Below are 16,158 nucleotides of genomic sequence, written 5' to 3' on the forward strand. Positions count from 1 at the left end.
TGTTCAAACGGTTGGGGGTTTGCGAGTTTTCAGCGGCTTCTTCTGTACGGACGGTGGGTTGGACAAGCCCGTGGGGTGGAGCGATCGCCGAAGGCGCGGAGGACCTCGCAAACGTTGAGGTTTCCGCGTGGCGCAAGGCTGAGTCCGCCGAGTTAAGGGGGTCGGGGTGCCGGTTCGGCGTGCGGACGTGTGCGGTTAAGCTGCGGCGAAGATTATTCGTGCGGCGGCGCAGTGGTGGGTGGTGATGGGCGTATGTCCGGCGGATCGGGTGGTTGGCTTGTAGGGGTGCTCGTCGGGCTTGCGGCCTGTCGATTTACGGCTTCTTGGTAGGCCGGCTGCGCTGTAATCGGCGTTCCCCAGGGCGGGATGTAGTCAACCGGTCCTTTCAACCGAAAGACGTAGCCTCTGCCGGTCGGGCTTGTCGGGTCATCGTCGTTGATGCCATTGTGGTAGGCGCACAGCATGGTTAGGTTGGGCGGATTGGTTTCCCCGCCCGCTTGCCAGGGGACGATGTGGTGGACTTGGCAGTAATCGGCTGGCTTGTTGCAGTCTTCGATCGCGCAGGTGGGGTGCTCCGCGCTGGCCATGATGCGCTGCTCGAGGCTGGCAAAGCGCGAAAGCCGGTGCAGCCACACCGGGCCGATGGTGGGGTGGACTAATGTGGCGTAGCCAGTCTCGGCGAATTTGTAGGTGAGAAACTCCGCGCCGCTCATGCGCCCGCCGTTGGTGAGTTCGAGCTCGATGTCGTCGCCGTCGTGGCGGATGATTTTGTCAAGCTCGTCGAGTGTTATCACGACGTTTGTTCCCACTGCCGGCCGAGACCCCACTCCTTCTTTAAAGAAGACCTGGCGGGTGGCGTCCAGGAGGTCGGTGGGGTTAATGGACTCCAGGGTGCTGCGCATGGTGGAGATGTTGAGCGCGGAATCAGTAACCGTGAGCGAGTAAGGACCATTCTTGCGGTAAGTCAGCCGCACTCCTGGTGAAGGCACGCGTTTCGGTTTGAGTTCCTTCACTCGCTGCGCCGCCACTGAAGGCACCCGTTCCGAGGGCACGGAGGCGAGCGCGACGCGCAAATTCCAGACGTCAACCTGCTTCTTCAGCTTCGCGGTGTAGGACTCAATCAGGCTCAGCGTGGCCAGGTCGTGGCCTTGGCGTTGGGCCGCCTGGCGGGCGGTGCGCTGCTTGCCGGTGAAGCGGGTATCGCCGAAATAGATGGCATGAAGCGACGCCAGCTCCTCCGCATCGCCGTGCGAGGCGCCAAGTGCGCGCAAGCTTTCGGGTGTGCTGGTTGCTGCTTCCACCAGCGCAATCCCCGAGTTGCGAAGGCGGATGTAGGTTTCAATATCCCCCATGTGCACAGAGCCTAAAACAGGCCACGCGGCCCCGCAACCGGAGAAGAAAACGCCCTGCCTACAGGCTGTAAAGGGCAGGGGCTTGCCGGATGAAAGCCCGATTCGAATGCACTCGCCCGCCCGTCACAGGGGAGTGCTGGGTGATGTAACTCAGGTGGTGCGCAGCGCGGCACAACGAGACGAATGGCTATAAGTTCACAATGTCAACTTAATCGGTGGTATGTTTGTTGAAACAAATGACTTAGTGGCCTCGCTCACGTTTGGGTGTCTAGCTTTAATGGCTGGATAAACGAATAAAAGCGGACCTGAATCATCACGTCAAGGAGGCAGGCATGAGCCGTGAGGATGAATCCAACCGGGAAGCAGGGGCGAATAGCGCTTCGCGCAGAATGCCGTACGAGGGGAGCGCTGCTACCCAGAGCGCGGCAGGCCACGACAGCGAGGCCATGGGGTGGCACCGCGTCCTCGATTGGCGCCCCACGAGTACCTTGTCGCGCGTGCTCATCGTTTTTCTCCTCGTCGCACCCATCGTTATCGCCGGCACCATGATGTGGGCCATGTGGGACCCTTCCAAGTACATGCGCAACATTGACTTGGCGGTGGTGAATGAGGACGCGGGCGTCGAGAAGCAGGGCACCTATACCAACTACGGTGACCAGGTTGTGGAAGGCCTGATGGAGACGCAGTATCTGAATTTCGCTGAAGTCAGCAAGGGCGACGGGGATGAGGGTCTGCTCAAGGGCAAATACCTCATGGTGGTGACCATCCCGAAGAACTTCTCGGAGCAGGCCGTCACCATCATCAGCGATAAACCGGTAAAACCGGAGATTCACTTCGCTACGAATGACTACTACGGCACGAATGGTTCGGTGATTTCCTCCAGCCTCATCCCGCAGGTGCAGACCAGCGTGGAGAATGCGATTTCCAAGAAATACGCCGATCAGGTCATCGAGGGGCTGAATAAACTCAGCGATGGCCTGGGCACCGCCGCCGAGGGCGCGGGCCGGCTCGACGAAGGCGCGGGGAGGCTGCAGGAAGGCGGCGGGCGAGCGGTCGAGGGAATCGCCAAGCTGGACGCCGGCGCGGGCGATCTCAACAACGGTACGGGCCAATTGCTGGACGGCACGACCCGTCTCAACGAGGGCGTGGGGCGCTTGAGCGGTGGTGCGGCGCAGCTGGATGATGGTGCCGCCCAGCTTGCCGACGGCTCCGACAAACTGCTCGCCGGCACCGGCCGCCTAGCGGATGGCGCGGGCCAGATCGATGGCGGTGTAAACCAGCTCACCGGGATGCTCATCCCGGTGCTCAAGCAGGCGCAGGCTGTGGCCCCGGCGCTGCTGCAGCTTGTCGACGTCCTCCGCGGCCTCGGCATGCACCAGCAAGCTGAGCAACTCTATTCCCTGGTGTCCAAGCTCGACCCGGCTGCCAGTGGAAACATGGTGGCGCAACTGGAGAAGCTCTCCGCCGGCACCGGCCAGCTCTACTACAACCTGTCCGATCCCAATTCGGAGTACCTGGGCGGCATGATAGCGCTCAATGACGGCGCGCACCGCTTGTCCGATGGCTCGCAGCAGTTGCGGGCAGGCGTCGGCGAGCTGAGCAACGGCGCTGCCCAGCTGCAGGATGGTGCTTCCCGCTTGCACGAGGGAACCGGCACGTTGAAGGATGGCACGAGCCAGTTGGCCGCCGGTGGCACGGAGCTCAAGGACGGCATGGACCAGCTCAAGGCCGGCTCCAATGAATTGGCCACTAAGCTTGCCGACGGCGCCGCCAAAGCCCCCTCCATTACCCAGCCGGATACGTCGGCGCAGAACATGGCCGTGCCCATCAACTTCACCTCCTCTAACCTCCACCCAGTACAGACGGTGGTCAGCCCGGTCGACCCGACCGAGAAGAACATCACGGGCGGCGCCTCGCTACTCTTCGTGCTGGTCTTCGGCTTCCTCGTTATGCTGCTTCTGGCGATGACGCTGCCGTATTACCTGGGCCGCCACGGCGAGTCGGCCACGAGCCCGGTGCGCGGCATCCTTGCAGCCTTTGGCGTGGTGGCGGGTCTGAACTTCCTGGTCTTGGCCTTCATGGGTCTGATGTCCTCCACCATGGGCTGGAGCCCCGCTAGCTGGCCGATGATGCTGCTCGTCATCGCAGCGATTGCCGCCGTGGGCGCGGCGACTTACCAGTTCTTCCTCGTAACCTTCGGCCGTAAGATTGGTGCCGTCTTCGCAGTCGGTGCTTTTGCCTTAGGCGTCATGGTCTTCGGCGGCGTGTGGCCGGTGGCGGCTATTCCGCGGCCGCTGAGCATCTTGCATCCTTTCCACCCGATGTCCTATGCAAAGAATGCCTTTACCCGCGCGACCGACGGCATCCACGATGGCACCTTCTGGGCCGGCATCGCGGTGCTGTTCATCGTGACCGCCCTGGCGTTGGTGGCCTCCTGCGTGATTTTCCGGGCTCGCCACCATGGCACGGCGCGCATCCTGGACGAACATCTCTTCCGCAGGCCGGCGGTGGCCGGCGCCTAGAAATCGTGTGCTGCGAGCCCGCCGGGGAGGTTGCGCAGCTCGATGCCCATTCCTGCGGCCAGATCGGCGTAGCGCAGGACAAAGCCAGCGCTGCGCCCGCCGGAGGGACAGGCCACGTAGATCAATTCGGAGGCGCAGGCGGAAAGCGCTCGGCCCACGGAATCATCATCGGTGACGGTGTGCCAGGGCAGCGACACCGTGGCATGGGGAAAGGCCGGGTCCTCAGATATATCGAGGAGGGCAGCGTGGCCGGTGACAAGTTCCGGTGGCAGGGAGCGCCGGGCAGGTAGAGCAGTAACGAGGGGGCGGTCGGGATCGGCACCCACCCGCAGCGTGCGGAAGCTACCGGGGAGCGCATCGTAGGAGGTTACGCGTCCGACCATGTCCCGATGATCTGGGAGTGCGCCGAGCGTGGCGACCGCCGCGGTGGCCATGAGCCCTGCAATCACCGACGTCGTTGCGCCCAGCACCCCGGCCGTCGAGCACTCGAGAGCCTCGCCGTTAGGCGGGGCGGGGAAGAGATCACGCAAGCCCACGCCGCGCCCGTCAGCACATGCATTGCCGGAGTGCCACAGCGCGGCCTGCCCGCCGTAGCGCAGCACGGTTCCCCAGGCCAGCGGGGTAGAGGTGAGCTCGCAGGCATCGGCGACGAGGTATTTCGTGTCGAAGGTATCGGAACCGTCGAGGACGAGGTCAGACCCTGCGCAGAGGTCAAGAACGGTGGAGGAAGTCAGCCGCGCGTTGAGCGCGGTGATCTGTAGCTCGGGGGCAAGCTCGCGGGCGCGCGCAGCGGCCACCTCTGCCTTGGGCTTGCCGACGTCCCCCGCACCAAACAGCACCTGCCTGTGCAGGTTGCTGATATCGACGGTATCGGAATCAATAATCGTGATGCGCCCGATGCCAGCCGCCGCTAGCTGCTGGAGGGCCGGGCAGCCCAGCCCGCCGGCGCCCACGACGAGCACGTGCGCGGCATTGAGCCGCTCCTGGGCCGCATCCCCGAAGCCAGGCAGGAGGCGTTGGCGCGCGGTGCGGGCGAGTTCATCTTTGCTGAGCATAGGTCCCTCTCGCGGCGGCGATCAGTGCCACAGGTCTAGAGAACTTGGTCGGCCCAGGAGGCTAGGCCCTCGAAGGTGGAGGATGCCTGGGCATGTTCGCGCTGCGGGATGCGCCCTGCACTTCGGGCTAGTCGTCCCGCTTCGACGGCGTGGCGCATGGCGGTGGCCATGGCCTCGGGATCCTGGCAGCGGTTGACTGCGCTGGCGAGCAGCACACCGGAGCACCCGAGCTCCATGGCGAGGGTGGCATCGGAGGCGGTGCCGATGCCGGCGTCGACAAGCACGGGCACTGAGGCGCGTGAGCAAATGAGCTCGAGGTTGTGCGGGTTGAGGATTCCCAGCCCAGTGCCGATGGGAGCGCCCAGCGGCATGACGGCCGCAGCGCCGGCATCTTCGAGGCGCTGGGCGGCCACGGGATCGTCGCTGGTATAGGCCAGCACGGTGAAACCTTCGGCGCTTAGGAGCTCGGTGGCGTCGAGGGTCTCCACGACATCGGGCAGCAGCGTGTGTTCATCAGCGATGACCTCTACTTTGACCCACGTCGTGCCCAGCGCCTCACGGGCCATGCGGGCGGTGAGGACGGCTTCGTGCGCGGTGCGACACCCGGCGGTGTTGGGGAGTGGGGCAATGTCTAACCGACGCAACAGGTCGAAGATGCTCTCACCACCACGGGTACCAGCGTGGCGGCGCATGGCCACGGTAGTCAGCTCGGTTCCGGAGGCGACGAGCGCACGCTCAAGGGCGTCGTGGCTCGTGGCCCCTCCGGTGCCCATGATGAGGTGGGAAGAAAAGGTGGTATCGGCGATGGTCAGCATTTAACCTCCTTGGACTGCGGTGAGGATTTCCACGGCTGCGCCCTCGGTGAGTGTGGTGGACTCCCACTGTGAGCGGGGAACGACCTGTTCGGCCACGGCCACCGCGGTGCCGTCGGCGGCAATGCCTTTTTCATCCAGCAGCTGGGCGACGGTGCCCGCTGCCGTGTCATAGGGCTGGCCGTTGAGGATGAGGATCATTGTTGCTCCTTGAGGTGTCGTAGGGGGCTGCAGGCCGCGAGATCAATGCTCGGTTCGGTGCCTTCGATGAGCTCGCGGGTACAGCGCGCGGCCAGGGCCGTGAGCAGAATGCCGTGGCGGAAATAGCCGGTGGAGATGACGAGCTTGTTGCTGACGCGGCCGAGGTACGGCAGATCGTCTGGCGTGCCGGGGCGAGCTCCCGCGCTGGCCTCGAGGAACTCGCATTCTTCGACGGCGGGGAGGACGCGGATGGCGTCGCGAAGCAGCGCGTAGACACCGCCGGCCTGGGCCGTGGCAAGAGTGTCCTCGCGGGTTGTAGCGCCAACCGCCAAGGTTCCATCGCCGCGCGGGATGAGGTAGATGGGGCGGTCCTCCACGAAGCCGCGCACCACGCGGGTGAGCAGCGGCTGGAGCTCTTCCGGTACGCGCAGGCGCAGGATATCGCCGTACACCGGGCGCAGGTGGAGCGGGGACTGTTCAAGCCCGGCCGAGGCAGCCCACTCGATCTCGCGTGCTCCCAGGCCTGCTGCGAGCACCACCTGTTCAGCTTCGAACTCGCCGACGGCCGTCGTGACCACGCCCGTGTCAGCATTGATTGACTGTGCTGCCGTGCGGAAGAAACGCACACCGAGCGCTTGGGCAGCGCTGAGCAGTGCAGCTGTCCATTGACGGGGGAAGACCTGAGTGTCACCCGGGATGCTCACCGCAGCAGCCAGACGTGGCGAGAGCAAAGGTTCCGCGCGCCGGGCTTCGCGCACGGTGATGCGCTCGACCTCCATACCGTGGAGGGACTGATAATCCGCTAGCTCGGTGAGGTGCTGAGCATCCGCGCGATCAGCCGCGACGACGAGGGTCCCTTCGGCGCGGTAGCCGGTGGGGACCTCGGTGTGCTGAGCCACGAGATCGATAAGCTCCGGGTACCACGCGCCGGAGGCACGCATCAGCGGGAAGAGTGGATCCTGCTGGTAGACCACCTCTGCGGCGGGGGCGAGCATGCCGCCGGCATAGTGCGAAGCCCCAGAGGCCGGGGCCGGATCCAAGACCGTGACCTCATGGCCCTGGGCGGCCAGTTCCACGGCGGTGGCCAGGCCAATGACGCCCGCGCCGACAACGATGACTGAAGAATCAGAGCTAGTACTCATCGCGCACCTTCGTCGAAACCGGACAGCAGCTCGCGGCAATAAATTTCCGGGTCATCGGCATGCATGATGCCGCGCACGACGGCTAGGCCGGCCACGCCGGTTGCCGCAAGATCGGCTGCATCGTTGGCGGTGACATCCCCGATGGCCACGAGGGGGACGCGGGAGAGCTTCACCAAATCCGGGTAGGCATCAAGCCCCAACGGGGTGCGCCCGGAGTCTTTCGTCGGTGTGGCGCGGAACGGGCCGCAGCCGATGTAATCAATCAGGTCTGCTACTTCGTTGGCGGCCTCGACTAACTCGCGTGTGCCGGTGGTCAAACCGATAATCGCGTCCGGCCCCAACAGCGTACGGGCAGCGGCCACGGGCAGATCATCCTGGCCGATATGCACGCCGTGCACCGGCTCGCCAGCGTGGCGGAGGGCGGCGGCGACGTCGACGCGGTCGTCGATAAGCACGCGCGTTTTTGGGTTGGCCTGCTCCACCGCGCGGGCCACGTCGCGGCCTAAGTGGTAGAGGTTGCGGGCGGAAATCGGCTTGGAACGAACTTGTACCACCCCGGCGCAGCCCCGGGCCGCAGCGGCAGCGATGCGCACGACGTCCTCATGCGAGCCCGCGCCCGTGACGAAGTAGCAGCGAAGATCAGGCATGTGTGGTCTCTTCTTCCTGATAGAGCTGTGAGCCCTGGGCCTTGAACTCCTCCGACATCTGCTTCTCGCCCGCGCGGGCAGCTGCCACGACCTCCGGATCGATGGCTCCCTTGCCCGGGAAACTTGGCATACCAAGGGAGTCGGAGAAGGTATCCCGAATGTCCTGGCTGATGCGCATGGAACAGAACTTCGGCCCGCACATGGAACAGAAGTGCGCGGTCTTCGCCGGCTCCGCGGGCAGGGTCTCATCGTGGTAGGCCTGCGCGGTGTCTGGGTCGAGGGAGAGCGCGAACTGGTCGTGCCAGCGGAACTCAAAGCGGGCCTTGCTCATCGCATCATCCCAGGCGCGCGCCCCTGGGTGGCCCTTGGCCACGTCGGCCGCATGGGCGGCGAGCTTGTAGGTAATCACGCCGGTCTTCACATCATCGCGGTTGGGCAGACCCAAGTGCTCCTTCGGGGTGACGTAGCACAGCATGGCTGTTCCTCCCATGGCGATGTGCGCCGCACCAATGGCGGAGGTGATGTGGTCATAGCCCGGGGCAATATCGGTGACCAGTGGGCCCAGCGTGTAGAAGGGCGCATCCGAAGCCCAGTCCTGCTCCAGCTCGTTGTTTTCTTGAATCATGTTGAGCGGGACGTGGCCCGGGCCTTCCACCATGACCTGGACGTCATACTCCCAGGCGCGCCGGGTGAGCTCACCGATGGTCTTGAGCTCAGCGAATTGGGCGGTGTCGTTGGCATCCGCCAGCGAGCCGGGGCGCAGGCCATCGCCCAATGAGAAGGCGACGTCGTAGCGCGCGAAGATCTCACACAGCTCATCGAAGTTCTCGTAGAGGAAGGACTCCTTGTGGTGTGCCAGGCACCAGCCCGCCATGATGGAGCCGCCGCGGGAGACGATGCCGGTGACGCGGTCCGTGGTCAACGGCACATAGGGCAGCAGCACGCCGGCGTGAACGGTCATGTAGTCCACGCCCTGCTCGCACTGCTCGATAACGGTATCGCGGAAGATTTCCCACGTCAGGTCCTCAGCTACGCCGTTTACCTTTTCCAACGCCTGGTAGATGGGCACGGTGCCGATGGGCACCGGCGAGTTGCGCAGAATCCACTCGCGCGTGGTGTGGATGTCATCGCCGGTGGAGAGGTCCATGACGGTGTCCGCGCCCCAGCGGGTGGCCCAGCGCAGCTTCGACACCTCTTCCTCAATGGAGGACGTCACCGCGGAGTTGCCGATGTTGGCGTTGATCTTGGTGAGGAACTTCCGCCCGATGATCATCGGCTCCGACTCCGGGTGGTTCACGTTATTGGGCAGGATGGCGCGGCCGCGGGCGATTTCGGAGCGCACAAACTCCGGGTCGCAGTGCTCGCGCAGGGCCACGAACTCCATCTCCTTGGTGATGATGCCCTGGCGCGCGTAATGCATCTGGGTGACGCGCTTGCCTTCCTTCGCGCGCAGCGGCTGGCGACGCTCACCCTTCCACTCCTGGGAAGCCGCACCGCGGCGCTCGGCCGAGCGGCCATCGTCAGCGAGGTTGCGTGCGCGGCCCTCGTACTCTTCGACGTCCCCGCGCTCCGCAATCCATTCGGCGCGCAGGGCCGGCAGACCTACCTCAGGCTCGCACTCTGGGCCGCGGGTGCGGTAGATGCGGAAAGGTTCATTCGGGCCGGTAGGGGAATCATCCAGCTGGATCTCGGTCTCCGGTACCTCCAGGCCGTGCTCCCGTATGGGGGAGTAGGAGTGCTTGGGGTGGATCTCGCCGGAGTCAGAATTCTGAATAGGGGTATGGATAGCCGTCATGGCTGCTCCTCTCTTCCTTCGCTGGTGCTAACCAGACAGGTTCAAACGGTGCAGGCGCGGTATCAGCGCCACTCTCAGCCCACTTCCCGTGGGCACCCGTGGGGTATCAGTGCGCCACCCACCTTAGAGCCCGCAGTAAGGAGATGTCAGGCGTTTGGAACAATTTGTTCTGCGGGGGTGGGGTGTGGAAAGATGGCGATGTTCTGTGTAATAGGCACGAACCGGTCAGCTGCCGCGAGGTGGCGCTAGGGTCCTCTGTCTTAAACTGAAAAGGAAAACACCAATGGCAAACCTCATTGACAAGGTTGATGCAGCTTCGCTGCGCGACGATATCCCGTCCTTCCGCCCGGGCGATACCCTTGACGTCAATGTCAAGGTCATCGAGGGTACCACCGAGCGTACCCAGCTCTTCAAGGGTGTCTGCATCCGCCGTCAGGGCGACGGCATCCGCGAGACCTTCACCGTGCGTAAGGTCTCCTTCGGCATCGGCGTTGAGCGTACTTTCCCGGTTCACTCCCCGAACATTGCCTCCATCGAGGTAGTTCGCCGCGGCCGTGTCCGTCGCGCCAAGCTGTACTACCTGCGCGACCTGCGCGGCAAGAAGGCCCGCATCAAGGAGCGCCGCTAATCTACGGCGCGTCACAGCCCTTCGCCTTTCTCTCATCGCGAGGAATGGCGAAGGGCTTTTGTGATCCACGTTTGGCGGCAAAAAGGGATGTCAACACCACGCCGCGGACCCGCAAGGCCCGTGAGCTTAAGGTGCATTGCTAGGATTTAGCCCGTGGAAAAAGAAAACGACATTACTGAAGGTCCCCAGGAAGTTGGGGGAGAGACGTCGGAAAGCACGGCGCCCCCAGCTGAGGAAAAGAAGCAGATGCCCTGGTTGCTGGAGACGGCCCTCGTGGTGGTCTCTGTGCTCGCGGTCGTCGGCATTTTCCAGAACTTTGTGGGCCGGCAGTACGTCATCCCTTCCGGTTCCATGGAGCCGACGTTGCATGGCTGTGAAGGCTGCAATAATGACCGCATTTTTACCGAGAAGGTTTCGTATTACGGCGATAACAGCCCGGAGCCCGGTGATGTCGTGGTGTTCAAAGGCACCCCGGACTGGGACAGCAATTGGGTATCCCCGCGTTCCGATAACCCGGTCATCCACCGCATTCAGGACGCCCTGAGCTATGTGTCGCTTACCCCGCCCGATGAGAACACGCTGGTCAAGCGCGTCATTGCCACCGGTGGTCAAACGGTGTCCTGCCAAGAAGGGGATCCGGCAGTCATGGTGGACGGCAAGCCTATTGAGCAGGACTATGTGCAGGATCCACCGACCTATCGCGTTGATGAAACCACTGGTTCCTATGCCTGCGGCGGCGCGTACTTTGGCCCTGTGACCGTGCCGGAGGGCAATATCTGGGTGATGGGAGATAACCGCACGGCCTCCGCAGACTCGCGCTATCACATGCAGGATGAGTACCAAGGAACGATCCCTCTGGAGAACGTTCGCGGTAAGGTCATGTTCGTCTTCTTCCCCTTCAACCGCATTGGTGGAGTCGATGACCCGGACATCCAGTCCTAGAGTCCGCGATATTCTGTCGGCGCTAGCAGTCACCTTCGTGGCGCTGGCGCTGATTCAAGCTTTCGTGGGAAGGCTGTACCTTATCCCGTCTTCCTCCATGGAGCCCACCTTGCACGGTTGCCCGGGATGCACGAATGATCGCATCGCCGTGCAGAAGGTGAGCTACTACTTCAGCGATCCACGTCCCGGCGAGGTAGTGGTCTTCGCTGGTCCGGAATCCTGGAACACATCTTTTGAGGTCAAGCGTTCCCGCAATGTGATTGTGCGCGGTGTCCAAAACATGGCTGCCGTCGTGGGGCTAGCACCCAACGGCGATAACATTCTGGTCAAACGGGTCATCGCGACTGGTGGCCAGACCGTGTCCTGCCAGGAAGGGGATTCGGCCGTCATGGTGGACGGCAAGCCCACCAACCAGGACTTTGTCCTTGACCCGCCGGAGATACCCGTCGATGAGCGCACAGGCTCGCTGGCCTGCGGGGGTGCCTACTTTGGGCCCGTCACCGTTCCCGAGGGGCACCTGTGGGTCATGGGGGATAACCGCACAAATTCCTTGGATTCGCGCGCACACCTAGGCGATAAGCTCCAGGGCACCGTTCCAGTGGAGAACGTGCGCGGGAAGGTTGCTGCCGTGGTGGTGCCGATTAGCCGTGCGCACACTATCGAGGACATGTCCCTCTAACCGCTATGCGCCGTCTGAAACAGAAAAGGACCTATGAGGTTGCGCTCTCCAAAGCAGGGCTGGGGCCTGTCGCCGGGGTGGATGAAGCCGGGCGCGGAGCTTGCTGCGGACCAGTGACCATCGCTGCGTGCATCTTGCCGGATCGCATCTTGCCCGGCTTGGAGCGGCTTGATGATTCGAAGAAGCTCACGCCGGCGGCCCGGGAAAAGTTGGAGCCGGTGATCAAACGCCGCGCGCTGGCCTGGTCGGTGGTGCACATAGGCGCGAGGGACATCGATGCCTTTGGCATTCAGCACGCCAACTTGTCAGGGATGCGCCGTGCGGTGGCCCAGCTGGGGATCCGTCCGGGCTACGTGCTAAGCGACGCCCTCTTCGTCCCCGGCCTACCTGCCCCGCAGCTGCCGATCATCGGTGGCGATACCGCCGCGCGATGCATCGCCGCGGCCAGTGTTTTGGCCAAAGTTTCCCGGGACCGCCTCATGGTGGATGCGGCGAAGCAATACCCGGGCTATGCTCTGGAAACCCATAAGGGCTATGGCACAGCTGTGCATCAGGAGGCCATCGCCCGGCTGGGGGCGACGCCTGAGCACCGCATGAGTTATCGCAATGTTGCTGAAGCTCATGCGCGATTCCTCGCGCGCGCCTGAAGGCTTAGGCGGCAAGTGCGAACTAAGCTGGTGCTCAATCTGTGACACCGTGATCCCGGGTAATTGTGAGCGAAGGAGAAGCACACCGTGAGCGCTGAGGAACTCGATAACTACGAGGCTGAAGTCGAGCTGTCGCTGTACCGCGAATACCGTGATGTGGTCAGCCAATTCTCCTATGTGGTGGAAACAGAACGCAGGTTTTACCTGGCCAATGCGGTGGAGCTCATCCCGCACACATCGGGCCCTGACGTCTACTACGAGGTCCGCATGTCCGATGCGTGGGTGTGGGATATGTACCGCTCGGCCCGCTTCGTGCGCTACGTCCGTGTTATCACCTACAAGGACGTCAACATTGAGGAACTGGACAAGCCGGATTTTGTTCTTCCGGAATAGAACTCTAGGAAAGCGTTCTGGATTAAAGAAGGCGGGGAACGCCACGTTGGTGACCCCGGACTAGTTATCCACAGATTTGCGGTGGCGAGGCATTAAGCCCTCGCCATATTGCAGTTAATGGGGTGTTCTGGAAGTGCCGTAAGGGGTGTGCGGCACGGGGATTTTCTTGTGTCGTGCTTACGGCGTGTTGTGTACACGTTCAATTCCAAGGAGCACCATAGTGACAAGAAATCTAGCAACCACTTTGCATTCACCGACAGTGGGCCAGACCATCCGCCCGGCGGATGCACTGGGAAAAGCGGGGGAAAAATTCGCCGCTGACTTTTATCGTGCGCGCGGGGCGCAGGTCATCGCTGCGAACGTCCACTACCGCGTGGGCGAGCTCGATCTCGTCGTGCGTGAACCCGATGGGACCATTGTCTTTTGCGAAGTAAAGACTCGGGCAAACCGCAACTTCGGCGTCGCGGAAGCGGTAACCCCACGCAAGTTAGCGCGCCTGCGCAAGGCGGCCGCGCAGTGGCTGAGTGCCGCGCGGAGTGAAGGGCAGGCGTTGAACAAGGTCCGTTTCGACGTCCTCGGGCTGGTAGCCACCGGGGCGAAGTCGGGGGAGGCGTTTGAGGTGGAATACTTCCAGGGAATCGATCATGGCTCTCGGTAGATGCGACACGATTGCGCTGGATGGAGTCCTTGCCCGGGTAGTCACAGTGGAGGCCAACGTTGGCCCCGGGCTGCCCGGAGTCCACGTGGTGGGGCTGGGTGATGCCGCGATCTCTGAGTCACGAGACCGCATTCGCACCGCGGTGAGCAATTCGCATTTGCCATGGCCCAAGACGAAGGTCGTGGTGTCCATGTCACCGGCGTCGCTGCCTAAAGCCGGGGCGCATTTTGATCTCCCGATGGCTCTGTCCATCCTGGCGGCAGGGCAGAGCGACAAGAACCGGCTCAGCGGGGCGCTCGTGCTCGGTGAGCTAGGACTGGATGGGCAGGTGCGCCCAGTTTCCGGCATCATTCCGGCCATCCTGGCGGCACGCTCGCAAGGCTATGACACCCTCATCATTCCTGTAGGCAACGCGGCGGAAGCGGCATTGGTCCCCGGCATGACAGTGCTCGTAGCCGAGACCCTGTGGGATGCTTTCGCCTGGGCATGCGGGAGTGATTGTTTGCCGGATGCGCGTCTCATCGCCCATACGGAAGTCCCAGCCCGCGAACAGGTGGCGGATTTCAGTGAGGTGGCTGGCCAGAGGGAGGCCAAGTGGGCAGCGGAAGTCGCTGCCGCCGGCGGTCACCACGTGATGATGGTGGGACCGCCCGGTTCTGGAAAGTCGATGATTGCCTCGCGCTTGCCGAGTATTTTGCCGCGCCTGAGCACGGAACAGGCCGTCGAAGCTACAGCCATTCACTCTGTGGCCGGCGCTGTCGGCACCGCGATTTCCCGGGCCCCCTTCATTGCACCGCACGCTTCGGTCACCAGGGCCGCGCTGATTGGTGGCGGTTCGGGGCGTCCGCGGCCAGGTGCGGTGAGCCTAGCCCACCATGGTGTGCTCTTCCTCGATGAAGTCAGTGAGGTTCCCGCGCAGGTTCTCGATAGCTTGCGCGCCCCTTTAGAAGAAGGTCAGGTGCGCCTGACGCGAGCGAGCAGAGAAGTCATCTTCCCCGCACAATTCCAACTGGTACTAGCCGCGAACCCTTGCCGGTGTGGTGCCGAAGAACCCGCGCGCTGCGAATGCCGTGCGGCTGACAGAATGAACTATCTGTCGAACCTTTCAGGGCCGCTGCGGGATCGCCTCGACATCATCGTGTCGCTATCGGGGCAATCCGCAGTGCTTCATGCCGAAGGGGAGGAAAGTTCCGCGGACATAGCGCAGCGCGTGACTGCCGCCCGGGAACGGATGAAAGCGCGCTGGGAGGCTGACGGGTTGGGTAGCGTGGTCAATGGCGCCGTGTCCGCTTCTTATCTGAGGCGCCACCGCCCGGCGGCGGAGTCGGCGATGATTATGCTTTCCGCTTATCTAGCGGAAGGTGAGCTGAGCCAACGCGGAGTAGATCGGGTGCTGCGTCTGGCATGGACCTTGGCAGACCTTGATGGCTCCGCACGCCCCGAGCTGGACCATGTCAGTCGGGCGCTGGATCTCCGCGGCGCCGGAACCATCGAAAGGCTGGCAGCATGAGCGAGCTTAACCTTTTGACTAGTCGGCACACGTGGGCCTATCTCAATCGCGTGGTGGAGGGTCCTTCACCAACTCTTCACGCGCTGTTGACCCAATACTCGGCTGAGGAGATTGCTCGGGGAATCTACAAAGGAGAGGATTGGATTGGGCCCCTGAGGCAAGCCACGGCTTCGCGGCGTGAGTGGCTGCGGCAAGACGAAGACCTGGCTGTAGCAGATGCGGAAGGCGCTCGGCTTATTACGCCCGCGGATGCTGAGTGGCCCGGGGAAGAGTTCTCCCGTGCCTTCGGTTTCTATCATCAAGGGGTGGTTGATGCCCCGGCAACGTTTGATGACCAAGCAGTTCCACCGCACAGTCTGTGGGTACGCGGTGGAAACCTGCGCGAAGCGGTATCCCAATCTGTGGCCCTCGTGGGCACGCGCGCGGTGAGTCGCTATGGCTGGGAAGCTGGCACCCTTTTAGCTAGCGGTCTCGCCGCTCATCACTGGACAGTAGTCTCCGGCGGGGCGGTGGGCGTTGATACAGCAGTCCACGAAGCTGCTCTGGATGCAGGAGGCTTAACGGTGGCGGTAGCGGCGTGCGGCATCGATATTTCCTATCCGGCGCGCAATGCCGCACTCTTTGACAGGATCGCTGGGAAAGGGTGCATCGTGTCTGAATTCGCGCCGGGCACGCGGCCGCAGCGTCATCGTTTTCTATCCCGTAACCGTCTTGTGGCGGCGATGACGAGCGGCACCGTGGTGGTTGAGGCAGGATTCCGTTCTGGCGCGCTCAACACCTTGAATTGGGCGGAAGCATTGGGCAGGGTTGCCATGGCAGTACCAGGCCCTATAACGACGTCTGGATCGCTGGGCTGTCATCAACGCATCCAGGATGGGCGGGCCCAACTGGTGGCTTCGGCAGACGAGGTTCGGGGGCTGGTTGGCAAAGCAGGCGAGGTGGACGTGGCGGGTCAGTATGAACTGGAATTTCAGCCGACTGCGGTGCAGCGTCTGTCTCGCAATGAACTTCGGGTGTATGACTCCACACCGCCGGAAACCGCGGAGGAAGGCGCGAGCGCAGAGGATATCGCGGCGGCTGCAGGAATGCGGGTGGCGCTGACTATTCACCTGCTCGTGGCGATGCAGAAGATGGGGGTGATCACCCGCTCAGGAGCGATGTGGCAGCGCACCTGA

16 protein-coding genes and 1 riboswitch are annotated in these 16,158 nt (G+C 63.1%); of the genes, 9 read left to right on the plus strand and 7 right to left on the minus strand.

Features of this window, described 5'->3' with window-relative positions; all coding sequences use genetic code 11:
* Positions 1–212: 212 nt before the first annotated feature.
* Positions 213–1,352, minus strand: a complete 1,140-nt coding sequence (locus HMPREF2808_RS03755) for an HNH endonuclease signature motif containing protein (RefSeq protein WP_070526948.1) — start codon at positions 1,350–1,352, stop codon at positions 213–215.
* Positions 1,353–1,684: 332 nt separating this feature from the next.
* Here HMPREF2808_RS03755 and HMPREF2808_RS03760 point away from each other — a divergent pair, with 332 nt between their 5' ends.
* Positions 1,685–3,874: a YhgE/Pip domain-containing protein gene (locus HMPREF2808_RS03760; protein WP_070623811.1), complete on the plus strand. Its 2,190-nt coding sequence runs from the start codon at positions 1,685–1,687 to the stop codon at positions 3,872–3,874.
* On the opposite strand, the gene HMPREF2808_RS03765 is transcribed toward HMPREF2808_RS03760, so the two are convergent.
* From HMPREF2808_RS03765 to thiC, 6 genes are all read right to left on the minus strand, one after another.
* Positions 3,871–4,929, minus strand: coding sequence for a ThiF family adenylyltransferase (locus tag HMPREF2808_RS03765; protein ID WP_070623814.1), 1,059 nt, complete (start codon positions 4,927–4,929; stop codon positions 3,871–3,873). The genes HMPREF2808_RS03760 and HMPREF2808_RS03765 overlap by 4 nt on opposite strands.
* A gap of 35 nt (positions 4,930–4,964) precedes the next feature.
* Entirely contained in the window at positions 4,965–5,744 is a 780-nt protein-coding gene (locus HMPREF2808_RS03770; RefSeq protein WP_070526959.1) for a thiazole synthase, read from the minus strand.
* The gene (gene thiS, locus HMPREF2808_RS03775; RefSeq protein WP_070623817.1) at positions 5,745–5,942 is read right to left on the minus strand and encodes a sulfur carrier protein ThiS; all 198 of its coding nucleotides are present in this window, start codon (positions 5,940–5,942) and stop codon (positions 5,745–5,747) included.
* Complete coding sequence (thiO, locus tag HMPREF2808_RS03780; RefSeq protein ID WP_070623819.1) at positions 5,939–7,084, minus strand: glycine oxidase ThiO; 1,146 nt, start codon at positions 7,082–7,084, stop codon at positions 5,939–5,941. Before thiO ends, thiS begins: the two co-directional genes overlap by 4 nt.
* Positions 7,081–7,731, minus strand: coding sequence for a thiamine phosphate synthase (locus HMPREF2808_RS03785; protein ID WP_070526969.1), 651 nt, complete (start codon positions 7,729–7,731; stop codon positions 7,081–7,083). The genes thiO and HMPREF2808_RS03785 overlap by 4 nt, the downstream gene beginning before the upstream one ends.
* Positions 7,724–9,526 (minus strand): phosphomethylpyrimidine synthase ThiC, encoded by a 1,803-nt coding sequence (gene thiC, locus HMPREF2808_RS03790; RefSeq protein ID WP_070623822.1) that lies wholly within the window; start codon positions 9,524–9,526, stop codon positions 7,724–7,726. The genes HMPREF2808_RS03785 and thiC overlap by 8 nt, the downstream gene beginning before the upstream one ends.
* Positions 9,522–9,636: riboswitch (TPP riboswitch) on the minus strand. (Overlaps the previous gene by 5 nt.)
* A 173-nt stretch (positions 9,637–9,809) precedes the next feature.
* Here thiC and rplS point away from each other — a divergent pair.
* From rplS to dprA, 8 genes are all read left to right on the plus strand, one after another.
* Positions 9,810–10,154, plus strand: coding sequence for a 50S ribosomal protein L19 (rplS, locus tag HMPREF2808_RS03795; RefSeq protein WP_010190405.1), 345 nt, complete (start codon positions 9,810–9,812; stop codon positions 10,152–10,154).
* 153 nt (positions 10,155–10,307) lie between these two features.
* A complete protein-coding gene (gene lepB, locus HMPREF2808_RS03800) occupies positions 10,308–11,096 on the plus strand; it encodes a signal peptidase I (RefSeq protein WP_070526975.1) in 789 nt (262 codons plus the stop codon).
* Positions 11,074–11,775, plus strand: coding sequence for a signal peptidase I (gene lepB, locus HMPREF2808_RS03805; RefSeq protein WP_070526978.1), 702 nt, complete (start codon positions 11,074–11,076; stop codon positions 11,773–11,775). Before lepB (HMPREF2808_RS03800) ends, lepB (HMPREF2808_RS03805) begins: the two co-directional genes overlap by 23 nt.
* 5 nt (positions 11,776–11,780) lie before the next feature.
* Positions 11,781–12,422 (plus strand): ribonuclease HII, encoded by a 642-nt coding sequence (locus tag HMPREF2808_RS03810; protein WP_070526981.1) that lies wholly within the window; start codon positions 11,781–11,783, stop codon positions 12,420–12,422.
* 87 nt (positions 12,423–12,509) lie between these two features.
* A complete protein-coding gene (locus tag HMPREF2808_RS03815) occupies positions 12,510–12,815 on the plus strand; it encodes a DUF2469 domain-containing protein (protein WP_005528899.1) in 306 nt (101 codons plus the stop codon).
* Positions 12,816–13,035: 220 nt separating this feature from the next.
* A complete protein-coding gene (locus HMPREF2808_RS03820) occupies positions 13,036–13,473 on the plus strand; it encodes a YraN family protein (RefSeq protein WP_070526984.1) in 438 nt (145 codons plus the stop codon).
* Positions 13,460–14,983 carry a YifB family Mg chelatase-like AAA ATPase gene (locus tag HMPREF2808_RS03825; protein WP_070526988.1) on the plus strand — a complete coding sequence of 508 codons (1,524 nt, stop codon included), beginning with the start codon at positions 13,460–13,462 and terminating at the stop codon, positions 14,981–14,983. The genes HMPREF2808_RS03820 and HMPREF2808_RS03825 overlap by 14 nt, the downstream gene beginning before the upstream one ends.
* Positions 14,980–16,158, plus strand: a complete 1,179-nt coding sequence (gene dprA, locus HMPREF2808_RS03830) for a DNA-processing protein DprA (RefSeq protein ID WP_070623825.1) — start codon at positions 14,980–14,982, stop codon at positions 16,156–16,158. The genes HMPREF2808_RS03825 and dprA overlap by 4 nt, the downstream gene beginning before the upstream one ends.

Source organism: Corynebacterium sp. HMSC078A10, assembly GCF_001811565.1.
GTDB classification, from domain to species: domain Bacteria; phylum Actinomycetota; class Actinomycetes; order Mycobacteriales; family Mycobacteriaceae; genus Corynebacterium; species Corynebacterium hesseae.

Coding starts and splice junctions, on each gene's coding strand:
- dprA (WP_070623825.1), top strand. CDS start 14,980: ATGAGCGAGCTTAACCTTTTGACTAGTCGGCACACGTGGGCCTATCTC.
- HMPREF2808_RS03755 (WP_070526948.1), bottom strand. CDS start 1,352: ATGGGGGATATTGAAACCTACATCCGCCTTCGCAACTCGGGGATTGCG.
- HMPREF2808_RS03760 (WP_070623811.1), top strand. CDS start 1,685: ATGAGCCGTGAGGATGAATCCAACCGGGAAGCAGGGGCGAATAGCGCT.
- HMPREF2808_RS03825 (WP_070526988.1), top strand. CDS start 13,460: ATGGCTCTCGGTAGATGCGACACGATTGCGCTGGATGGAGTCCTTGCC.
- lepB (WP_070526978.1), top strand. CDS start 11,074: ATGACCCGGACATCCAGTCCTAGAGTCCGCGATATTCTGTCGGCGCTA.
- thiS (WP_070623817.1), bottom strand. CDS start 5,942: ATGATCCTCATCCTCAACGGCCAGCCCTATGACACGGCAGCGGGCACC.
- thiO (WP_070623819.1), bottom strand. CDS start 7,084: ATGAGTACTAGCTCTGATTCTTCAGTCATCGTTGTCGGCGCGGGCGTC.
- HMPREF2808_RS03770 (WP_070526959.1), bottom strand. CDS start 5,744: ATGCTGACCATCGCCGATACCACCTTTTCTTCCCACCTCATCATGGGC.
- HMPREF2808_RS03765 (WP_070623814.1), bottom strand. CDS start 4,929: ATGCTCAGCAAAGATGAACTCGCCCGCACCGCGCGCCAACGCCTCCTG.
- thiC (WP_070623822.1), bottom strand. CDS start 9,526: ATGACGGCTATCCATACCCCTATTCAGAATTCTGACTCCGGCGAGATC.
- rplS (WP_010190405.1), top strand. CDS start 9,810: ATGGCAAACCTCATTGACAAGGTTGATGCAGCTTCGCTGCGCGACGAT.
- HMPREF2808_RS03810 (WP_070526981.1), top strand. CDS start 11,781: ATGCGCCGTCTGAAACAGAAAAGGACCTATGAGGTTGCGCTCTCCAAA.
- HMPREF2808_RS03785 (WP_070526969.1), bottom strand. CDS start 7,731: ATGCCTGATCTTCGCTGCTACTTCGTCACGGGCGCGGGCTCGCATGAG.